Below are 21,332 nucleotides of genomic sequence, written 5' to 3' on the forward strand. Positions count from 1 at the left end.
TGCTTGCGTGTGCGTGGTACTGCGAACAGGTGGGGGGGGAAGGGCCGTTCCCGGTGTCAGCCCGCGAACCAGCGCTGGGGGCGGGGGTTCAGGTTCTGGTAGATGTGCTTGGACTCGCGGTACTCGGCGAGCCCGGTGGGGCCGAGCTCACGGCCCGTGCCGGACTTCCCGAAGCCGCCCCACTCGGCCTGCGGGAGGTAGGGGTGGTAGTCGTTGATCCACACGGTGCCGTGCCGCAGCCGGCCCGCGACGCGCCGGGCGCGGCCCGCGTCGGTGGTCCACACGGCGCCCGCGAGGCCGTAGTCCGTGTCGTTGGCCAGGGTGACGGCTTCTTCCTCGGTGCGGAAGGTCTCGACGGTGAGGATCGGACCGAAGGTCTCCTCGCGGACCACCTTCATCTCCCGGTGGCAGCCGTCCAGGACGGTCGGCCGGTAGAAGTAGCCGCTCGCGGGCCGGATGTCCGACGGCTCGGGGCGGGCGCCGCCGGAGCGGACGACCGCGCCCTCCTCGCGGGCCGACGCGACATACGCCTCGACCTTGGCGAGCTGCTGCGCGGAGACGAGCGGGCCGCACTCGACTCCGTCGACGGTGCCCCGGCCGAGCCGGATCGCGTCGGCGCGGCGGGCGAGTTCGGTGACGAAGCGCTCGCGGACGGACTCCTCGATGATGAGGCGGGCCCCGGCCGAGCAGACCTGGCCGCTGTGGAAGAACGCGGCGTTCAGCGCCTGGTCGACGGTGGTGTCGAAGCCCTCGTCGGTGGCGCACGCGTCGGCGAACACGACGTTGGGGTTCTTGCCGCCGAGCTCCAGGGCCACCTTCTTGACGGTGGGCGCGGCGGCCTGGGCGACCTTCGTGCCACTGGCGAGTCCGCCGGTGAAGGAGACGAGGTCGACGTCCGGGTGTTCGGAGAGCCGGGCGCCGACGGGGTCACCGGCGCCGGTGACGAGGTTGGCGGCACCGTCGGGCAGTCCTGCTTCGGCGAGCAGCCGGATCAGGTGGACGGTGGAGAGCGGGGTGACCTCGCTGGGCTTGAGCACGAAGGTGTTGCCGGCGGCGAGGGCGGGGGCGATCTTCCAGCTGGACTGGAGCAGCGGGTAGTTCCACGGGGCGATGAGGGCGCAGACGCCGACCGGCTCGTGCACGACGACGCTGTGCACGTCGGGGTCACCGGCGTCGACGACGCGGCCGCCGCTCTCGTTCATGACGAGGTCGGCGAAGTAGCGGAAGGCGTTGGTGACGTCGTCGACGTCGACGCGGCCCTCCTCCAGGGTCTTGCCGGTGTCACGGCTCTCGGTGATCGCGATCTCCTCGCGGTCCCGCTGGAGGAGCCCGGCGACCCTGCGCAGCAGCTCGGCTCGCTCGGCGACGGGCCGGTGGGGCCAGGGGCCGTCGTCGAAGGCACGGCGCGCGGCGGCCACGGCCGCGTCGGTGTCCTCGGTGCCGGCCTCGGAGACGAGGGCGAGGACGGTGGCGTCGGCGGGGTCGAGGATCTCGCGCGTCGCGCCTGACGCCGCCGCGCTCCAGGTGCCGTCGATGTGGAGGGTTTCCAGGGCGGCGGGGGGATGAGCCGACGAATGGGGAGCCGACATGTAGTGATCTGCCTTCCGTGCCTGATTGCTCCGCACCGGTCCGGCCGAGCACATGAGCCGGCGCGCAGGGTTCGGCACCAGCAGCCTGGACCCCTCCCCGATCCGGCGAGATGTATGCCGATGAATTCACTCTGGGTGACACGGCTCACGTGAGGGGTCCGGCGACCATGCCGGCGAAGTCACGGAGGGTGGCCGTTCGGGCCGGTCTGTGACCGGATGGGGCGCCCCGGCGGCTTCGCGTGGTGCACGTCGGCACGCGAGCTGTACGTGGCACCGGCGTCACCGGCCCCCGTGGGCGGCGTGGGCCGGTTCACGGGCGGGGACCGGGCCGCGTTCGGGGCGAGCGGGGCTACCGGGACGGCACGGGAGACGTGGGGCATGGACGATCAGCGACAGCAGCCGGAGCACGAGCACGGAGTCGGTTCGGGCATCCTGCACGTGTTCGGCCGGACCTCGCAGCTGTTCCAGGTGCGAGGACCACGCCATGCCGTACCGATCCGGACGTTCCACCACGGCTCACCCACGTACGCGTCACCTGTCCGCCCCGGCAGCACGGCTACACCGGGCCCGGCCGCTTCCCCGTCCCGTCGGCGGCCGTCTCCGTCAGGTCCGCGGTGGCCGGGGTCAGCAGGCGTGCGAGGAAGGATCGGGTACGGGCATGACGGGGCGCGCCGATCACCCGCTCCGGGGTTCCCTCCTCCACGATGACTCCGCCGTCCATGAAGACGACGCGGTCCGCGACCTCCTTGGCGAAACTCATCTCATGGGTGACGACGAGCATCGTCATCCCCTCGTCGGCCAGTGAGCGCATCACGGCCAGGACGTCCCCCACCAGTTCCGGGTCGAGCGCGGAGGTGGGCTCGTCGAAGAGCATCAGTTCCGGATCCATGGCCAGCGCCCGCGCGATGGCCACCCGCTGCTGCTGGCCGCCGGACAACTGCGCCGGGTAGGCGGACTCCTTGTCGGTCAGGCCCACCCGGGCCAGCCGTTCGCGAGCGATCCGCGCCGCCTCCGCCTTGTCACGCCCGAGCACGCGCCGCTGGGGGAGCGTCAGGTTCTCCAGTGCCGTGAGGTGTGGGAACAGGTTGAACGACTGGAAGACCATGCCGATCCGCCGGCGTACCTTGTCGATGTCCACGTCCGGGTCGGTGACTTCGGCACCGGCCACCGTGACCGTCCCCGACGTGGGCTCCTCCAACAGGTTCACGCAACGCAGCAGCGTGGACTTGCCCGAACCGGACGGGCCGATGACACACACCACCTCGCCCCGGGCGACCGAGAAGTCGATGCCCGCGAGCACCTCCAGCGTGCCGAACGACTTGCGCAGGCCGCGCACGTCGATCGCCGGCCCGCTCACCGCCGCCGCGCCGTCTGCCGTCGAAACCTCCTTCACCACGGTCACCTCGCCTTCGCCGTACGCGCTTCGAGCCGCCGGACCAGGTGGCCGAGCGGCAGAGTGATGATCAGGTAGCACAGACCGGCGATAAGGATCGGCGTCAGGCTGCGATTCTGGTTCAGGGCGTCCCGGCCGAACTTGGCCAGCTCGTACTGGGAGAGCGACAGGCCCAGCAAGTACACCAGGGACGAGTCCTTGGTCAGCAGGATCAGTTCGTTGGTGAGCGGCGGCAGGACGATGCGCAGGGCCTGCGGGATGATGATGGACACCATGGCCCGGGGCTGCGACATTCCCAGCGAACGCGCCGCTTCCATCTGCCCCTTCGGGACCGCCTGGATTCCCGCCCGTATCGTCTCCGCCATGTAGGCCGCGCCGACGAGGCCGAGTGCCAGCATGACGGTCACGTACTGGTTGAGCGCCACCTGGAAGGCGAGCGGTACGCCGAAGCCGAGGGCGATGAAGACCAGCAGCGCGGGGACTCCGCGGAAGAACTCGATGTACGCGACGGCCAGCCAGCGGTACGGCGGGACGCGCGACAGTCTCATCAGTGCGAGCAGCAGCCCTGCGGCCAGTCCGAAACCGAAGCCGAGCAGGGTGTAGACCACGGTGTTGAGCAGGGCGGTGGTGATGATGTCGGGGAACTGCGCCTTGGCGACTTCGACATCGAAGAACGCCCGTCGGATCTCACCCCAGTCGGCGGCAAGGGCGACTACGAGCAGTACGACGGCGAGGACAGCGTACTGAACTCCCCGGATGGCACGGGTCCGCTGTCTGCGGGATAGGGACATCGGTAACGGTTTCCTCACTTCTTGGGAGCGGCGGGGAACCACTTCTTGTAGATCCGGTCGTAGCTGCCGTCGGACTTGGCGTCGGCGAGCACCGCGTCGATCTCCTTGCGCAGGGCGTCGTTTCCGGTGCGCACCCCGATGCCGTACTCCTCCCCCGTGTCGAACTCGGCGGTGACCTGGGTGTCCGGGTTCTTCCGTACGTACTCGAAGAGCACGCCGTTGTCGTTCACCGCGGCATCGACCTGTCCGGTCTTCACGGCGGTGAGCAGCAGGGCCAGGTCCTCGAACTGCACGGTCGTCACGCCCTTGGCGTTCTTCTGCGCGTAGGTCTCTCCCGTGGTGCCCTGCTGGACCCCGAGCTTCTTTCCGTCGAGGCTTGCCAGCGAGGTGAAGGAGGAACCCTTCTTGGTGATCAGGGCCTGTGTGGCGTCGAAGTAGCCGACGGAGAAGTCCAGGTTCTTCGCGCGTACCGGCGTGATCGTCATGCCCGCCGCGGCCAGATCGCACTTGCGGGCGTTGAGGTCCTCGCCGGTCTGGATGCCTTCGAAGGGTGTGTCCACGATCTCCTGGGTGACCTTGAGCTTCTTGGCGACCAGATCGACGAGGTCCACGTCGAAGCCGACGACGGCGTCACCCTTGCGGACCTGGAAGGGTTCATACGGCAGGTGCGTGCAGGTGGTGAGCTTGCCGGACTTCACCAACTCCAGTTCCGTTCCGCCGGACGCGGAGGGCTTGGTGCTGGTGCAGCCCGTGAGTACGGCGACTGCGGTGAGGGTGGCGGTGAATATGACAGGCAGTGCGGAACGAGCGGACACGACGTCTCCAGAGTTTGTCCGGTCAACGACCCCACTTCGTCAGTGAGTTGCATTGATCTTGCCATCGGATGCGCCGGATCTCGCCTGTGGGGCCCGTGTTCCCGTGACCTGACGGCGCGACAGAGGCCCGGCACCTTCGCACCGGACCTCTGTGGGGGCTGCCTCGCCGCGCTCGGGCGGTCAGGCGGGAGACACCGTTCCGGTTCCCTCCCCCACCGTCCCGGACTCCTCGACGACCACGCGGTAGGGGCGGTCCGTACCCTCCGCCGTGACGCGTGTGCCCGAGTCGTCGCGTACGACGCGGAACGTCGCCGCAGGGCTGCCGGTCAGGTCCGGGACGACGACCGTGCGCTCGTCCGTCCCGGACCCGAAGACCCGCAGGGTGAGGCCGTCCAGCCAGTCGCCGTCCGGGCGCTGGTCGTCGGCGCCCCACGGCAGTACGGCGCCGTCCCTGACGAGCAGGGGCAGGCTGTCGAAGCCGTGCGTCTCGTGCCGCCAGGCGGGGCCGGTGAGCCGCTCACCGGTGAGCAGCGAGGTCCAGGTGCCCTCGGGGACGTAGTACTCGACCGCGCCGTCCTCCGTGAAGACCGGGGCGACCAGCAGGTCCGGGCCGAGCATGTACTGCCGGTCCAAGGTGCGGGAGGCCGGGTCGCCGGGGAACTCCGCCAGCATCGGTCGCATCATCGGGATGCCCGTACGGTGTGCCTCGGCGGCCACCCCGTAGAGATAGGGCATGAGCCGGTGTTTGAGGAGGGTGAACTTCCGTGCCACGTCGACGGCTTCCTCGCCGAACTCCCACGGCACACGGTAGGAGACGTTGCCGTGGAGCCGGCTGTGCGAGGAGAGCAGGCCGAAGGCCAGCCAGCGCTTGAAGACCGCCGGGTCGGGGGTGCCCTCGAAGCCGCCGATGTCGTGGCTCCAGAAGCCGAAGCCGGACAGCGACAGCGAGAGGCCGCCGCGCAGGGACTCCGCCATGGCGGTGAAGGAGGCGAAGCAGTCGCCGCCCCAGTGCACCGGGAACTGCTGTCCGCCCGCCGTGGCGGACCGGGCGAAGAGCACCGCCTCCCCGGCACCGCGTTCCTTCTCCAGGAGTTCGAAGACGGTGCGGTTGTAGATCTGCGCGTAGTAGTTGTGCATCCGCTCGGGGTCGGAGCCGTCGTGCCAGACGACGTCCGTCGGGATGCGCTCGCCGAAGTCCGTCTTGAAGCAGTCGACGCCCTGGTCGAGCAGGGCCCGCAGCTTGTCGTCGTACCAGGCGCGGGCGGCCGGGTTGGTGAAGTCGACCAACGCCATGCCCGGCTGCCACAGGTCCCACTGCCAGATGTCGCCGTTGGGCCGCCGCACCAGGTAGCCGTGTTCGGCGCCCTCCGCGAACAGGGCCGACTTCTGGGCGATGTAGGGGTTGATCCACATGCTGATGCGCAGTCCGCGCTCCTTGAGGCGCGCCAGCATCCCCTCCGGGTCGGGGAAGACCTCGGGGTCCCAGAGGAAGTCCGACCACTGGTACTCGCGCATCCAGAAGCAGTCGAAGTGGAAGACGCTGAGCGGGATACCGCGCTCGGCCATCCCGTCGACGAAGGAGGTGACGGTCTCCTCGTCGTAGGAGGTGCAGAAGGACGTGGTGAGCCAGAGGCCGAACGACCAGGCCGGGGGCAGCGCGGGCCGGCCGGTCAGGGCGGTGTAGCGGGACAGGACGTCCTTCGGGGTCGGGCCGGCGACGATGTAGTACTCGAGCGACTGGTCCTCGACGCTGAACTGCACCTGTCCGACGGACTCCGAGCCGACCTCGAAGGAGACCTTGCCGGGGTGGTTGACGAAGACGCCGTAGCCGCGCGAGGACAGATAGAACGGGATGTTCTTGTAAGCCAGTTCACTGCTGGTGCCGCCGTCCGCCTGCCAGATGTCGACGGTCTGGCCGTTCTTCACGTACGGCGTGAAGCGCTCGCCGAGGCCGTAGACGTTCTCGCCGACATCCAGGGCGAGTTGGGCGATCATGTGGTGGATTCCGTCGGGAGTGGTCGCGAACGCCGTGCCTTTCGGGTCCACTCCGGTGAGGCGACGGCCGTCGGCGTCGAGGAAGGTGATGCCCCAGGGCCCGTCGCCGTCCATGCGCAACGTCAGTGGACCACTGGTGAGTTCGGTGACCGCGCCGTCCCGGCGGGTGCGGGCCGCGGGCGCCGTGGTGCCGTCCGCCAGGAGCGTGAAGTCCGGCCCCCGCCGGACCGTGCCCGCGTGATGGGTGGTGCGTACGCCGATGATCCCCTCGGCGGGGGAGAAGCATTCGACGGTGATCAGCGGGGTGTTGAGCGTGTCGCCGCGCGCCGCGACACGCTTGACCGCCGCGTACGCGGTGAACCGGTCGGCGTCGACCCGCAGATCACGGATCTCGGTCGCGTACGAGGCGCGGACGCCCTCACGCATCAGCCAGAAGCCGTCGGTGAACCTCATGCGGACTCCTTACCGGGAACGACGTCGATACGGGCGAGACGCACGGTCCCCGTGAGGCCGATGCTCAGTTCGTGCACCCCACTGAGGCCGAGTGCGACCTCGACGGCCCGGTAGTCGTACGGGCCACCCGTGGACGGGAAGTGGATCAGCGAGCCGTGCCCGCCCGCGCTCACGGAGACGGTCCCCGCCCCCGAGACCAGGAACGACAGGCCGGCCACGCCCTCCCCGAAGTCGCAGGCCCGGTAGACGAGCCGCCCCTCCTCGCCGGTGGAGGCGGGCGCGACGGCGTCACCCTCCGTCTTCGCGCGGTCGACGATCTCCGTGCCCCGCTGCTGGTCGTAGTCGGCGGCGTCCAGGCCGTGTGCAGCCACCGGGCGGGGGCCCTGCGCTTCGCCGTCGACGACCACCGTGGCGGTGAGCCGGATGTCGGCGCTCGACGCGCCGGCGAGGATCTCGTACGTTCCGGGCTCGACGCTCCACCGTCCGTGCGCCACGCTCCAGTGACCCAATTCCTCGACGGCCACGTCGAAATCGACGCGCTCCGCCGCGCCGGGGGCCAGGTGCACCCGGCGATGGGCGGCCAGCTTGAGCCGTGGCAGGTCCGAGGGCTCGCGCAGGGCGGGCAGCCGGGGCCCGAGGCCCTTGACGGCGGGCCGGTCCGGCTCCGTGGGCGCAGCCGCGCGGACGTAGATCTGGGCCACCTCGTCGGCGGCGGACCCGCCGTCGTGGATGACGGTCAGTGACACCCGCAGCCGCTCGCCGTCCACCTCCGCCCGCAGTCCGGAGTAGGTGAAGCCGGCGTAGCCGAGGCCGTGGCCGAATGGGAAGAGCGGGGTGCGCTGGAAGTAGAGGTAGGTCTGCCGGGAGCCGATGATGTCGTAGTCGAACAGGTCGGGCAGATCGTCGTCGCTCGCGTACCAGGTCTGCGGGAGCCGGCCGGCCGGGGACACGTCACCGGCGAGGACGCGGGCGAGCGCGGTGCCCGCGGCCTGGCCGCCGTGTGCCGTCCAGAGCAAGGCCGGCAGCCCGTCCGCCGCGTCAGTGACCGCGTACGGGTAGGCGGAGGCCAGGACGAGGACCGTGCGCGGGTTGGCGGCGTGCGCGGCGCGCCACAGGCGGTCCTGCTGGGCGGGGAGGGCGAGGGTCGTACGGTCCTCGGTCTCACGGCCGTTGATGTGGGGGTCGTTGCCCGCGACGACGATCACGGTGTCGGCGGCCGCGGCGGCCCGGGCCACGGCGTCGGCGCCGTGCTCGACGGTCTCCTGCTCGAAGACCGTGGCGGCGTCCCGGGAAATCTTCTCGCCGGAGTCGGCAACCTTCGCGCCGTCGGCGGCGACCGACACGTACCCACCGGTCCCGATGTGCAGAAGGCGGTGCCCGCCGTCGTGTCCCTCCACCGCTTCCAGACGGAACGTCTCCTGGACGACCCAGCCGCCCGGCTCGTCCGCGGACGCCCTGACGTATCCGTCGTCGGCGACGGACAGGTACAGCCCTTCGTCCGTGCGCAGGGTGAGGACACCGTCGCCCCAGTCGACGAGCGCCAGTTCGGTGGCCTCCTCGCCGCAGGTCAGCGGGGGCAGATCGGTACGGCCGGCGAGGAGGGCCGGGTCCAGGGCGCCTTCCGCGCCCCGCGCCTCTCCGTCCGCCGTCCCGTCGGCGGCGGGCACCCGGAGCCAGCCGTCGGAGCACTTCAGCCGGATCCGGTCCGCGCCTTCCGCGAAGAGGACGTTCTCGGCGCCGTACCGCTCGCGGATTCCGTCGAGCGGCGTGGAGCGGTGCATGAGCGTGCCGCTGTACCAGTCCAGCTTGCAGGCGTCCGCGAGGAGCCCGACCACTGCGACGGTCCGGCCCTGCTCCGGCTCCAGCGGCAGCAGGCCGTCGTTCTTCAGCAGGACGACGGCCTGTTCCGCGGCCTCCAGGGCGAGCGCCCGGTGCTCCTCGGTGTCCAGGTCGTCCACGTGCGCGTACGGATCGAGCTCCGGGTCGAACTCGCCGAGTGCGAAGCGCATCGCGAGCAGCCGGCGGACCGCCGTGTCGATGTCGCTCTCGTCGATGAGCCCCTTGGCGAGTGCGTCGCGGATGCGGCCGGTCATGACGGTGGAGTCCGTGCCGTGGTCGGTGAAGCTGTCGACGCCGGCCTTCAGGGAGGCGGCGGTGGCCTCCTCGTGGGTGTCGAAGTAGTGCTCGGAATCGACCAGGTTGGAGGGCGCGCCCGCGTCCGAGCAGACGACGAGCGGCTGGTCGGTCCAGCTCCGCAGGTGCTGCCCCAGGAGCGGGGAGACATGGTTCGGACGGCCGTTGACCAGGTTGTACGCGGGCATGACCCCGGCCACCGCTCCGGCCTGTACGGCGTCACGGAAGGCCCTCAGGTCGTACTCGTGCAGCACGCGCGGGCGGACCGAGGAAGAGGCGGTGTCGCGGTCGGTCTCGTTGTTGTGCGCGAGCCAGTGCTTGAGCACGGGGGCGGTGCGCCAGTAGTGGGGGTCGTCGCCGCGCAGACCGCGGGTGTAGGCGACGGCGATGGCGGAGGTCAGGGCGGGGTCCTCGGAGTACCCCTCCTCGCCACGGCCCCACAGCGGGTGGCGCAGCAGGTTCACGGTCGGCGCCCAGACGTTGAGCCCGACGCGGTCGTCCTGGGCGCGCTTGGCGCGCACCTCGTTGCCGACGGCCTCGCCGATCCGGCGGACCAGGGCGTCGTTCCAGGTGGCACCGAGACCGACGGCCTGCGGGAAGACGGTGGCGGGCCCCATCCAGGCGACCCCGTGCAGGGCCTCCTGTCCGGTCCGGAACGGGCCGAGGCCCAGCCGCTCCACCGCCGGGGCGAACTGGTGCAGCATCGCGATCCGCTCGTCGAGCGTGAGCCGTCCGAGCAGATCGTCGGTGCGCCGGGAGAAGGACAGCTGCGGGTCGCGGAAGGGAAGCGGATGGTCCGTCACGTGCGGGTCCCCTTGGAGAGGTGGGAGGTTTTCGGGGCGTCGGGCAGCGAAAGGACCGTCGACGCGAAGGGAAGATCTTTCGAAGCGCTTCGATGCTCTGCGGCCGACCCCGCAGGTGTCAAGGGTGTGACAGGCCCAAAGAGACTCTTCCGGACACATCGAAGCCGCGCCACACCGAGAAACGGTTCGGAAACACGTCGGAGGAATATCGAAACGAACTCTTGTGCGGCCGGAACCCTTCACTTAATCTCGCTGCAACATCGAAGCGCTTCGACGAGGCAGCCCGTTGACCGCTTCAGCCCAGCCGGTGCCGTGCCGACCGGCTGGGCCGGTAACGCCCCTACCTCAGACACAGGGCCGAGCGGCAGCCGCCGCCGCGGGCCGTCCTGTTGCACCACGAAGGGTTGACGCAATGACGCCGAACTCCCCCTCCGCTCCCAGCCGGAGACGATTCCTCGCCTCCTCCGTGGTTGTCGCGGCAGCCGTGGGCGGCGGGATGCCGCTCCTCGCCGCCTGCGGCGGCGGTTCCGGCGGCGCGAAGAACGAGGGCACGACCACGGGCAAGAAGCTGAAGGACATCCTTCCGGCCTACGTGCCCTCGAAGACCGTCACCCCTGACATCCCCAGCAAGAACGGCTCCGCCGACGGTTTCACCACGGCGCTCCCCGCCGACAAGCTGGCCGTGTCGGTGCCGAAGAAGCTGGGCAAGGGCAGCGAGATCAGCATCATGGCGCCGCTCTGGGGCACCTCGCCCGGTCAGGGCAACGCCTACTGGACCGCGATGGACACGGCCGCCGGCGTCAAGGTCAAGTGGCAGAACCAGGACGGCAACGTCTACGGGCAGAAGCTCGGCGCCGTGCTCGCCTCCAGCGCCATTCCGGACGCCGTCGTCGTACCGGAATGGGAGCTCAGCGGCAAGATCCCGAGTGCCATCGCCAACAAGTTCGCCGACCTGGGTCCCTACCTGTCGGGCGACAAGGTCAAGGCGTACCCCAACCTGGCGGCCATTCCCACCGGCGCCTGGCAGCGCGGCATCTTCGCCGGCCAGCTGCGCGGCATCCCGATGCCCGCCGAGGCCACGCCCAACATCGCCCCCTTCTACCGTGCCGACATCTTCGAGGAGAAGGGGTACGAGGTCCCGACCACCACGCAGGAGTTCTACGACCTCTGCAAGGAGATCAACGCGCCCAGGAGCAAGGTGTGGGCGTGCAGCGACATGACGTGGTCGGCGTTCAAGTTCTTCGGGGTGCTGCTGGAGAAGCCCTACTACTGGCAGCTGGTCGACGGCAAGCTGGTGAACCGCTACGAGACCCAGGAGTACCTGGAGGCGCTGGAGTGGTCGCGCTCGCTGTACTCGGCGGGCTTCGTGCACCCGGACGCCAAGGCGGAGACGGGCGACATTCGCACCACCTTCTCCTCCGGCAACGTCCTCATGTACAACCAGGACATCTCGGACTGGTATGCCGCGACCGCCGTCCAGCGCCTGGACAAGCCGGACTTCCGGATGGCTGCGATGGACTACTTCGCCCACGACGGCGGTGACCCCGTCCTCTGGGAGTCCGCCCCCTCCAACATCTGGTGCTTCGTCAGCAAGAAAGCCGACAAGAAGGTCGTCGAGGACCTCCTCGCGCTGGCCAACTTCACCGCCGCTCCGTACGGGAGCAAGGAACAGCGCCTGCGGGCATACGGTCTTGAGGGCACCCACCACACCCTCAAGGACGGCGTCCTCGTCAAGAACGAGCAGGGCAACAACGAGGTCTTCGCCACCTACGAGTACGTCGCCACTTCCAAGCCGTACCGCGCCTACCCGGACTACCCGGACGTCGCCAAGGGGGTCATCGAGTGGCAGCAGCGTCAGGGCGCGCACCTGAAGAAGCCGCTGTTCCACGGGATGCAGATCCAGGAGCCGACCCGGTACACCGAGCTCAACGCGCAGTTCGAGGACCTCGAGAAGGACATCGTGCGCGGCCGTAAGAAGGTCGGCGACATGCAGCAGCAGGTCTCGGACTGGAAGACCAAGGGCGGCGACAAGCTGCGCGACTGGTACAAGAAGCTGCTCGACGAGACCGGCGAGTCGGCTTCCTGACATGGCACTGAGCACAGAGGGCCGGCGCGTGCGGGAGTCACGGACGCCGCCGGTCAAGACGGAGGCGTCCGGCGTACCGCCGGTCGCGAGCAAGATGCCGCTCCGGCACCGGCTGCGCCGGGATCGCACGATGATCCTGATGACGCTGCCGGCGATGGTGCTGTTGCTGGTCTTCGCGTACGTCCCCCTGGCGGGCAACGTCGTCGCCTTCCAGGACTACGACCCGTACATCGCGGACAACGCGTTCCAGGCGATCGCGCAGAGCCCGTGGGTCGGGTTCGAGTGGTTCCAGCAGATGGTGAACGACCGGCTGTTCTGGTCGGCGCTGAAGAACACGCTGGCGATCTTCCTGCTGCAACTGACGCTGTTCTTCCCGGTGCCGATCCTGCTCGCGCTGTTCATCAACAGCTTCGTGCGGCCCCGGGTCCGGGCGGTGGCGCAGGCGATCCTCTACCTGCCGCACTTCTTCTCCTGGGTCCTGGTCGTCACCGTGTTCCAGCAGATGTTCGGCGGCGCCGGGCTGATCGCGCAGACGCTGCGGGAGAACGGTCACGAGGGTTTCGACCTGATGACCGACCCCGGACTGTTCAAGTTCCTGATCACCTTCGAGATGATCTGGAAGGACGCCGGCTGGGGCGTCATCGTCTTCCTCGCCGCCCTGGCGGCCGTCAGCCCCGACCTGTACGAGGCGAGCGCCATGGACGGCGCGAACCGCTGGCGCCGGATGTGGCACATCACCCTGCCCGCCCTGCGTCCCGTGGTGGCCCTGCTGCTGGTGCTCCAAGTGGGCAACGCCCTGACCGTCGGCTTCGAGCAGATCCTGCTCCAGCGCACGGCGGTCGGACCGGGTGCCTCCGAGGTGCTGGACACCTATGTCTGGAACGTCGGTATCACCAACGGCGGGTTCAGCTACGCGGCGGCCGTCGGGATCGTCAAGGGAATCTTCGGTCTGCTGCTGGTCCTCGGGGCCAACAAGGTCGCCCACCTCATGGGTGAGCAGGGGGTGTACAAGAAGTGAGCAGCCTGCTCTCCGGTATGACCGGCTTGGCCGGTGTGAAGCCGGGAACGCGCGGCCGTCTGCGCCCGGTGTGGGAGGAGGAGCCGTCGAAGGGGGGCCTCGCCTCCAAGGGCGTGGTCCTGGTCCTGATCTGCCTGGCCGTCCTCTTCCCGCTCTGGGTCGTGGTCGTCACCAGTCTGTCCTCGGTGAGGACCATCACCGAGGCCGGCGGACTGGTGGTGATCCCCCGCGGCATCACGTTCGTCGCCTACCAGGAGCTCCTGGGCGGCGGCCAGGTCACCCGCGCGGCCGTGATCAGCATCTGTGTGACCGTGGTCGGGACGCTCTTCAGCATGGCCGTCTCGATCATGTGCGCGTACGGCCTGTCCCGGCCGGGGTCCGTGCTGCACCGCCCGCTGCTGCTGTTCATGCTCGCCACGATGTTCTTCGGCGCGGGCCTGATCCCCACCTACCTGGTGGTGCAGGGGCTCGGGCTGACCGACTCCTATCTGGCACTGATCCTGCCGAGCGCGCTGAACGTCTTCAACATCCTGGTCCTGCGGGCCTTCTTCATGAGCACCGCGCAGGAGCTCATCGAGAGCGCGCGCATCGACGGGGCCGGTGACTTCCGCATCCTGTGGAGGATCGTCATGCCGCTGTCCCGCGCCGTCATCGCGGTGATCACACTGTTCTACGCGGTGGGTTACTGGAGCGCCTGGTTCAACGCGTCGATCTACCTCAGCGACCCGGACATGATGCCGCTGCAGAACGTGATGAACCAGCTGGTCCTCAAGCAGGAGCGGCCCACCGGTCTGACGCAGGTCATCAACACGGGCCAGCTGTCGCTGCTCGCCATCCAGATGGCGGTCATGGTGCTGGCGCTGATCCCTGTCGCGGTCCTGTCGCCGTTCGTGCAGAAGCACTTCAAGGAAGGCATGCTCACCGGCGCCGTCAAGGGCTGAACCCCGCACCGCCCCGCATCCACCCCGTCACTCCCCCACCGGAGGGTCCTCGTCATGCGCGCTTCGTCCGTCCCGCAGCCCGAACCCGCCCCGCACCCTCGGCGCCGTACCGTCCTGGCCGGGGCTGCCGTGGCCGCGGCGGCGGCGTCCGTGCTGCCTTCGGCGGGGGCCGCCGTGGCTTCCCGGCGGCCCGCGAAGACCCAGCCGCACCGCTGGCGCACCGCGGCGATCGGCGGGACGGGCTTCGTGACGGGCGTCCTGTTCCACCCGGCAGTGCGGGGTCTCGCCTACGCCCGCACCGACATCGGCGGCGCCTACCGCTGGGACGACCGGGAGTCCCGGTGGACGGCGCTCACCGACCACATCGGCTGGGACGACTGGAACCTGCTGGGCGTCGAGGCGATGGCCGTCGACCCGGCGCACCCGGACCGGCTGTACCTGGCCCTCGGGACGTACACACAGGCGTACGCCTCCCCGGGCGCGGTGCTGCGGTCCGAGGACCGGGGCGCGACCTGGGCGCGTACGGATCTCACCGTGCGTCTCGGGGCCAACGAGGACGGCCGGGGCTGCGGCGAGCGGCTCCTGGTCGATCCGCGCGACAGCGGGACGCTCTGGCTCGGGACGCGCCACGACGGGCTGCTGCGCTCCACGGACCGGGGCGCCACCTGGGCCGCCGACGCCTCCTTCCCTGCCACGCCATCGGCGAGCGGCCAGGGCGTCACCCTGCTGGTGGCGGCCGGCCGGACGGTGTACGCGGGCTGGGGCGACGGCGGCACGGCGCTCCACCGTACGACCGCCTCCGGCGGCTGGGAGGCCGTCCCCGGACAGCCGTCCTCCGGAGCGTCGGCCAAGGTGCCGGTCCGCGCGGCGTACGACGCGGGAAGCCGCGCGCTGTACGTGAGTTACGCCGACGGGCCGGGCCCGAACAACCAGGCCGACGGCTCGGTGCACCGCCTCGACACGGTGACCGGGGCCTGGACCGACGTGACCCCGGTGGCCCCGGGCGACGGCGACGCGTTCGGGTACGGCGGAGTGGCCGTGGACGCCTCCCGTCCCGGCACCGTCGTGGTCTCCACGAACAACCGCTGGGGCCCCGTGGACACCCTGTTCCGCTCCACGGACGGCGGCGCGAGCTGGACCTCGCTCAAGGACACGGCAGTGCTGGACGTCTCGGAGACGCCGTATCTGAAGTGGGGCGGGGAGCCCAAGTTCGGCTGGTGGATCCAGGCCGTGGCCGTCGACCCCTACGACTCACGGCACATCGTGTACGGCACCGGCGCCACGGTCTTCGGGACGCGCGACCTGGTGCACTGGGCCCCGGAGATCCGGGGGCTGGAGGAGTCGTCGGTACGCCAGTTGATCGCACCGCCGTCGGGGACCCCGCTGCTCAGCGGCCTGGGGGACATCGGGGTCATGCGCCATGACTCCCTGGCCGTGTCCCCGTCGCGCGGTATGGCCTCGAACCCGGTCTTCGGCACGGCGACCGGCCTCGCCCTGGCCACGCTGAAGCCGTCGTACGTCGTGCGGACGGGCTGGCCCTCGGGATCCGACTCGGCCGGGGCGTACTCCCACGACGGCGGGGCGACCTGGCAGCCCTTCGCCACCCAGCCGGCGATCGCGCCCTCTGCTCCCGGCCCGGTGGCGGTCTCCGCCGACGGGGCGACGCTGCTGTGGTCGTTCGTCCACTGGGACGGCACCAAGTACGCCGCGCACCGCTCCACGGACGGCGGGGCGACCTGGGCCGAGGTGGCCACGTTCCCCAAGGGCGGCACACCGGTCGCCGACCCGCTCGACCCGGCGCGCTTCTACGTCTACGACACGGACACGGGTGCGGTCTTCCTCTCCACCGACAGGGGCGCGACCTTCGCCGAGGGCGCGAAAGGGCTCCCGTCGGGCGATGTGCAGTTCCGCATCGCGGCGGCCCCCGGGCGCTCCGGCGACCTGTGGCTGTCCGCCAAGGACAACGGGCTGCTGCGCTCCACGGACGGCGGCCGCACGTTCGCTCCGGTGGCCGGCTGCCAGGCCTCGTACGCCCTCGGCTTCGGCAAGGCCGCCCCGAGGAACGGCCGGGCCGGATACCCGGCGGTCTTCCAGACGGGGCGGGTCTCCGCGACGTACGACGGCGTGGAGGTGCTGCGCTCGGACGACGCGGGCGCGACCTGGGTCCGGATCAACGACGACTCCCACCGGTGGGGGTGGACCGGTGAGGTCATCACCGGCGACCCCCGGGTCCACGGCCGTGTCTACCTGGGCACCAACGGCCGCGGCATCCAGTACGCAGATCCCCAGTAGCGCTCCCCGTAGAGACTCCCCGTAGAGGAACGAGACGTCCATGCCGTCCCTGCACGACGCCACCCGTGGCCGCGTCCTCTTCGGAGGCGACTACAACCCCGAGCAGTGGCCCGAGGAGGTGTGGGCCGATGACGTCCGGCTGATGAAGGAGGCCGGGGTCAACACCGTCACCGTCGGCGTCTTCTCCTGGGCGATGATCGAACCCCGCCCGGGGGCACGCGAGTTCGGCTGGCTGGACCGGCTGCTGGATCTCCTGCACGCCCACGGCATCGGTGCCGTCCTCGCCACCCCGACGTCCTCACCGCCGCCGTGGATGGGAGCGCTCCACCCGGAGACGCTGCCGCGCACCGAGGACGGTGCGGTCGTCAACTACGGTTCCCGGCAGCACTTCTGCCCGAGCTCACCGGTGTACCGGCGCTATGCGGCGGCCCTCACCGAGGATCTCGCGGCACGGTACGCGGAGCATCCCGCGCTCACCGTGTGGCACATCAACAACGAGTACTGCACGCACTGCTGGTGTGACGAGACCGGCGCCCACTTCCGCCGCTGGCTGGCCTCCCGCCACACCACCCTGGACGCGCTCAACGAGGCCTGGGGCACGGCGTTCTGGAGCCAGCGCTACGACACCTGGGAGGAGATCCTGCCGCCGCGCCGGGCCCAGTACATGCGAAACCCCGCGCAGGAGCTGGACTTCAAGCGGTTCACCTCCGACGCCCTGATGGAGTGTTACCTCGCCGAGCGGGACATCGTCGCTCGCCACACCCCGCACATCCCGGTGACGACGAACTTCATGCCGCTGTGGTCGGGCCAGGACGCCTGGGCATGGGCGGAGCAGGAGGACATCGTCTCCGTCGACGTCTACCCGGACCCGAAGGACCCGCAGGGCGGACAGTACAACGCGATGCTCGCCGACATGACCCGTTCGCAGGCCGGCGGGCCGTGGATGGTGATGGAGCAGGCGGCCGGGCCGGTCAACTGGCGTGCCGTCAACCATCCCAGGCCCGCCGGCCTCAACCGGCTCTGGTCGCTGCAGTCGGTGGCCAGGGGCGCGGACGCGCTGTGCTACTTCCAGTGGCGGCAGTCCCGGCAGGGAGCGGAGAAGTTCCACTCCGGAATGCTGAGCCACGCCGGCGAGCACGGCCGCACGTTCCAGGAGGTCAAGCGGATCGGCGCCGAACTCGCCCTGATCGGCGCCGAGGTGAGCGGAACCGGGGTGTCCGCCGAGGTCGCCGTGCTGCACGACTGGGACGCCTGGTGGTCGAGCACCCAGCAGGGCCGGCCGTCCTCCCTCGTCTCGTACCCGGAACTGCTCCAGGCGTGGCACCGGGGGCTGTGGGAGAGCGGGATCGGCACCGACTTCGCCCGTCCTGGAGCCGACCTGAGCGCGTACCGCATGGTGCTCGTGCCTCAGCTCCAGCTCCTCGGCGACGCGGCGATCGACAACCTCGTCGCGTACGTGCGGGGCGGCGGCACCCTCGTGTGCGGGTTCTTCACCGGCGTCGCGGACGTGGACGACCGGATCAGGCCGGGTGGCATGGACGGCCGGCTGCGTGAGCTGTTCGGGATCCGCACCGTGCACGAGTGGTGGCCGCTGGACGCGGGCGCGACGGTGGAGTGCGACGGTTTCGGCGGCACCCTGTGGTCGGAGGAGCTGGAACCCGACGGCAGCGCGGAGACGGTGGCCGCGTACCGCGGCGGGGAGCTGGACGGACTCCCGGCGGTGCTCCGCAAGGGCGACGCGTGGTACGTCTCCACGCTGCCCCAGCCCGAGGCGCTGCGCGAACTGCTCGGCCGGGTGGCGGCCGGGGCCGGCGTGCGCCCCGTGCTGGAGGGGCTGCCCTCCGGAGTCGAGGCGGTGCGGCGCGGCGAGCTGCTCTTCCTGCTGAACCACGGGCGGTCACCCGCCCGGGTGGAGCTGCCGGGCCGGAACGTCGACCTGCTCACGGGCGCCGGGACCGACGGCTGTGTCGAGCTGGACCGCTACGGCGTGGCCGTGCTCGCGGACGCCTCACGCCGGGACGGCTCCGCATGATCGACGGCACGTGGGAGCCCTGCCCCGCCACCCGCTGGGAGGACGCCTTCCTCAGCGGCAACGGCCGTCACGGGGCCATGGTGTTCGGCGATCCGGCGGACGACCGGGTGATCGTCAACCACCACACCCTGGTGCGGCCCAACGGCAGCGAGGGCCTCCGGCCGCCGGAGCTCGCCGACCGGCTCGGCCGCCTCCAGGACGCGCTCCTGTCCGGGGACACCACGGCGGCCGAGGACTTCGGCACGGGGCGCCCGCTGGTGTGGGTGCAGCCCTTCCATCCGGCGTTCCGGACCCTCGTGCGCCGTACCCGTGGGCTGCACGAGGCCGTCGCCGGTTACCGGCGCGAGGTCGACTTCACGACGGGCGAGGTGACCGCGTCGTACGAGGCATGGCACAGCAGCGCCTTCGTGTCGCGGGCCGACGACGTGATCGTGCAGCATGTCACCGACCTCGGGCTGACCGCCGACGTGGTCCTCGACCCTTGCCTGCCCGGAGCCCCCGCGCAGTTGGCGGTCGGCCGCTCGACGGTGCTGACCCCGGAGGGCGCCCGCCTGGCCCTGCGGGTGGGCTACCCGGGCACCGGGCTCGGGTACACGGGCGTCACCGTGGCCCGGGTGGACGGCGGCAGGGTGTCCGTGGGCGGCGAGGGCATCCGGATCGAAGGCGCCAGGAGCCTCACTCTGACGACCAGGGTCGTCCGCGGTCCGGGCCATCCGGACCTCGGGGAACTGTGGGCCGCTCTGCCCCCCGAGGACTACGCCACGCTGCTGGCCCGCCACCGGCCACTGCACCGGACCGCGTACGGGCGCGCCTCGTTCGTGCTCCGGGATGCCGCGCCCGCGCGGGAGCTGTCCGGGAGCGAGCTGCTGCGTACCCCGAAGTCCCCCGCGCTGCTGGAGCGGCTCTTCGCGGCGGGCCGCTACCACCTGCTCTCCTCCTCCGGGCTGCTGCCGCCCCGGCTGACCGGCCTGTGGACCGGCGACTGGGACACCGCCTGGTCCGGGGCCTTCACCACCAACGCCAATCTCAACCTGCAGGTCGCCTCCGCCGCGGCGGCCGCCCTCCCGGAGGTCACCGAGGCGCACGCGGCGCTGGTGCACGGCCAGTTGGCAGACTGGCGGGACAACGCCCGGGCGCTGTTCGGGGCCCGGGGCATCGTCGCGCCGTCCCACACGGACGGCGAGTCCGGGCACACCCGGCACTTCCAGCGTGCCTATCCGCTGCATCTGTGGACGGCGGGGGCGGACTGGCTGCTGCAGCCGCTGCTGGAGCACGTGGAGGTCACGGCGGGCTCCCCGGACGCCGCCCTGACCGGCGCTCTGGTCGAAGTGGCGCTGTTCTACGAGGACTTCCTCAGCCGCGAGGACCCGGACGGAAACGTGGCCGTCGTGCCCTCGTACTCCCCGGAGAACCGGCCGGCCAACGCGAGCTGGGTCACGGTGAACGCCACGATGGACATCGCCGCGGCCCACCACGCCCTGACGACGGCCGCCGAACACGCCCCCGGGCATCCGTCGGCCGGCCTCTGGCGGTCACTCGCGGCCCGGCTCCCGGCGTACGCGGTGAACGAGGACGGGGCACTCGCCGAGTGGGCGTGGCCCGGTCTGCGGGAGACGTACGACCACCGCCATCTGAGCCACCTCTACCCGGTGTGGCCGCTGGACGGGATCAATCCGTACGACACCCCGGAGCTGGCCACGGCCGCGCACCGCGCGCTGGAGCTGCGCGGGTCGGAGAACGACTCCGCCCACGGGCATCTGCACCACGCCCTGATCGCCGCCCGGCTGCGGGACCCGTCCCGGGTGGCGGCGGCGCTGGACGCGGTGCTGGGCGGTGACTTCTTCCACGATTCGCTGATGAGCGCGCACTACCCGTCCCGGAACGTCTACAACGCCGACGCGGCGCACACCCTGCCCGCCGCCGTGATCGAGTCGCTCGTCCAGTCGACGCCGCGCCGCCTGGTGCTCCTGCCGGCCGTCCCGGCGACCTACCCGGCGGGTGAACTCCGGGGCGTACGCACCCGGTTCGGCGCGCACCTGGACCTGAGGTGGTCGGAGGACGGCGCGACCGCCGTGCTGCGTCCCACCCGGGACGCCCGGGTCGATCTGCGTACGGGTGACGGGCTCGTCCTCACCGAGACCTCCGCCGGACATCCGCCGGCTCCACTGGAGTTGACGGCCGGCGTGGACCGCGTCCTCACCCTGGAGGCGCGGTAGCACGTCCTCCATCCCCACATGGAAGGAACACCCATGGCACGATCCACCCTGACCCGGCTGCTCCTGGCCCCGACGGCAGCCGTGGCCGCGCTGATCGGCTTCGCGGCAGCGCCCGCCCACGCCGCGATCTGGACCTCCTCGGAACAGTGGGGGAACTACACCACGTCCGACAACTACATCCTCTACAACAACATCTGGGGCTCCGGAGCGGGCACCCAGACCATCTGGGCCAACTCGTCGAGCAACTGGGGCGTGACGGCGAACCACCCGAACACCGGTGGCATCAAGTCGTACCCGAACGCGAAGAAGATCGTCAACAAGCCGATCACGTCGCTGTCGTCGCTGACCAGCGACTACAACGTGACCGTCCCGGCGTCCGGCGCGTACAACACGTCGTACGACATCTGGGACACGGATTACGACTACGAGGTCATGCTCTGGGTCAACCACAACGGCGCCGTCGGTCCTCTCGGCACCTCCCAGGGAACCGTCAGCCTCGGCGGCCACACCTGGGACGTCTACAAGGGCGACAACGGCGCCAACGAGGTCTTCTCGTTCCTGCGGACCTCCGACTCGTCCGCAGGAACCGTGAACATCCTGCCGATCCTGAAGTGGATCAAGGACACCAAGGGCTGGTGGGGCGACGAGACCATCGGTGACGTCCAGTTCGGCTACGAGATCACCTCGTCGTCCGGCGGTCTGGACTTCGTGACCAACGGGTTCGACGTCTCGTCGAGCTGATCCGGACACCGACGGGCCGGGGGGACACCCCCGG

General features: G+C 70.5%; 13 protein-coding genes. 7 read left to right on the forward strand and 6 right to left on the reverse strand.

Annotation, left to right across the window (positions count from 1 at the left end):
• Nucleotides 1–56: 56 nt before the first annotated feature.
• The 6 genes from ACFYQ5_RS09380 to ACFYQ5_RS09405 all read right to left on the reverse strand — a co-directional run bounded on the left by ACFYQ5_RS09380 (nt 57) and on the right by ACFYQ5_RS09405 (nt 9,972).
• On the reverse strand, nt 57–1,589 hold the full coding sequence (locus ACFYQ5_RS09380; protein ID WP_389195440.1) for an aldehyde dehydrogenase family protein: 1,533 nt from the start codon (nt 1,587–1,589) through the stop codon (nt 57–59).
• 556 nt (nt 1,590–2,145) lie between these two features.
• Nucleotides 2,146–2,982, reverse strand: coding sequence for an amino acid ABC transporter ATP-binding protein (locus ACFYQ5_RS09385; protein ID WP_389196402.1), 837 nt, complete (start codon nt 2,980–2,982; stop codon nt 2,146–2,148).
• Nucleotides 2,983–2,987: 5 nt separating this feature from the next.
• A complete protein-coding gene (locus ACFYQ5_RS09390) occupies nt 2,988–3,773 on the reverse strand; it encodes an amino acid ABC transporter permease (protein WP_389195442.1) in 786 nt (261 codons plus the stop codon).
• A gap of 14 nt (nt 3,774–3,787) precedes the next feature.
• Entirely contained in the window at nt 3,788–4,588 is an 801-nt protein-coding gene (locus ACFYQ5_RS09395; RefSeq protein ID WP_389195445.1) for an ABC transporter substrate-binding protein, read from the reverse strand.
• Nucleotides 4,589–4,768: 180 nt separating this feature from the next.
• A complete protein-coding gene (gene yicI, locus ACFYQ5_RS09400; RefSeq protein WP_389195448.1) occupies nt 4,769–7,036 on the reverse strand; it encodes an alpha-xylosidase in 2,268 nt (755 codons plus the stop codon).
• Nucleotides 7,033–9,972, reverse strand: coding sequence for a glycoside hydrolase family 3 C-terminal domain-containing protein (locus ACFYQ5_RS09405; RefSeq protein WP_389195451.1), 2,940 nt, complete (start codon nt 9,970–9,972; stop codon nt 7,033–7,035). Before ACFYQ5_RS09405 ends, yicI begins: the two co-directional genes overlap by 4 nt.
• A 412-nt stretch (nt 9,973–10,384) precedes the next feature.
• Here ACFYQ5_RS09405 and ACFYQ5_RS09410 point away from each other — a divergent pair, with 412 nt between their 5' ends.
• The 7 genes from ACFYQ5_RS09410 to ACFYQ5_RS09440 are packed head-to-tail and all read left to right on the forward strand — an operon-like array spanning nt 10,385 to nt 21,298.
• Nucleotides 10,385–12,058: an extracellular solute-binding protein gene (locus ACFYQ5_RS09410; protein ID WP_389195454.1), complete on the forward strand. Its 1,674-nt coding sequence runs from the start codon at nt 10,385–10,387 to the stop codon at nt 12,056–12,058.
• Nucleotide 12,059: 1 nt separating this feature from the next.
• Nucleotides 12,060–13,076: an ABC transporter permease gene (locus ACFYQ5_RS09415; protein WP_389195457.1), complete on the forward strand. Its 1,017-nt coding sequence runs from the start codon at nt 12,060–12,062 to the stop codon at nt 13,074–13,076.
• Between the two features lie 17 nt (nt 13,077–13,093).
• Nucleotides 13,094–14,017 carry a carbohydrate ABC transporter permease gene (locus ACFYQ5_RS09420; protein ID WP_389196404.1) on the forward strand — a complete coding sequence of 308 codons (924 nt, stop codon included), beginning with the start codon at nt 13,094–13,096 and terminating at the stop codon, nt 14,015–14,017.
• Between the two features lie 54 nt (nt 14,018–14,071).
• Nucleotides 14,072–16,309, forward strand: a complete 2,238-nt coding sequence (locus ACFYQ5_RS09425; RefSeq protein WP_389195460.1) for a 1,4-beta-glucanase — start codon at nt 14,072–14,074, stop codon at nt 16,307–16,309.
• Between the two features lie 40 nt (nt 16,310–16,349).
• On the forward strand, nt 16,350–18,341 hold the full coding sequence (locus ACFYQ5_RS09430) for a beta-galactosidase (protein WP_389195463.1): 1,992 nt from the start codon (nt 16,350–16,352) through the stop codon (nt 18,339–18,341).
• Nucleotides 18,338–20,557 carry a glycoside hydrolase N-terminal domain-containing protein gene (locus ACFYQ5_RS09435; protein ID WP_389195466.1) on the forward strand — a complete coding sequence of 740 codons (2,220 nt, stop codon included), beginning with the start codon at nt 18,338–18,340 and terminating at the stop codon, nt 20,555–20,557. Before ACFYQ5_RS09430 ends, ACFYQ5_RS09435 begins: the two co-directional genes overlap by 4 nt.
• 33 nt (nt 20,558–20,590) lie before the next feature.
• Nucleotides 20,591–21,298: a hypothetical protein gene (locus ACFYQ5_RS09440; RefSeq protein ID WP_389195468.1), complete on the forward strand. Its 708-nt coding sequence runs from the start codon at nt 20,591–20,593 to the stop codon at nt 21,296–21,298.
• The last annotated feature ends 34 nt before the right edge of the window (nt 21,299–21,332 follow it).

Origin of the sequence: Streptomyces sp. NPDC005794, assembly GCF_042871445.1 — a bacterium.
Taxonomy (GTDB): Bacteria; Actinomycetota; Actinomycetes; order Streptomycetales; family Streptomycetaceae; genus Streptomyces.

Coding starts and splice junctions, on each gene's coding strand:
- ACFYQ5_RS09380 (WP_389195440.1), bottom strand. CDS start 1,589: ATGTCGGCTCCCCATTCGTCGGCTCATCCCCCCGCCGCCCTGGAAACC.
- ACFYQ5_RS09390 (WP_389195442.1), bottom strand. CDS start 3,773: ATGTCCCTATCCCGCAGACAGCGGACCCGTGCCATCCGGGGAGTTCAG.
- yicI (WP_389195448.1), bottom strand. CDS start 7,036: ATGAGGTTCACCGACGGCTTCTGGCTGATGCGTGAGGGCGTCCGCGCC.
- ACFYQ5_RS09410 (WP_389195454.1), top strand. CDS start 10,385: ATGACGCCGAACTCCCCCTCCGCTCCCAGCCGGAGACGATTCCTCGCC.
- ACFYQ5_RS09415 (WP_389195457.1), top strand. CDS start 12,060: ATGGCACTGAGCACAGAGGGCCGGCGCGTGCGGGAGTCACGGACGCCG.
- ACFYQ5_RS09420 (WP_389196404.1), top strand. CDS start 13,094: ATGACCGGCTTGGCCGGTGTGAAGCCGGGAACGCGCGGCCGTCTGCGC.
- ACFYQ5_RS09425 (WP_389195460.1), top strand. CDS start 14,072: ATGCGCGCTTCGTCCGTCCCGCAGCCCGAACCCGCCCCGCACCCTCGG.
- ACFYQ5_RS09430 (WP_389195463.1), top strand. CDS start 16,350: ATGCCGTCCCTGCACGACGCCACCCGTGGCCGCGTCCTCTTCGGAGGC.
- ACFYQ5_RS09435 (WP_389195466.1), top strand. CDS start 18,338: ATGATCGACGGCACGTGGGAGCCCTGCCCCGCCACCCGCTGGGAGGAC.
- ACFYQ5_RS09440 (WP_389195468.1), top strand. CDS start 20,591: ATGGCACGATCCACCCTGACCCGGCTGCTCCTGGCCCCGACGGCAGCC.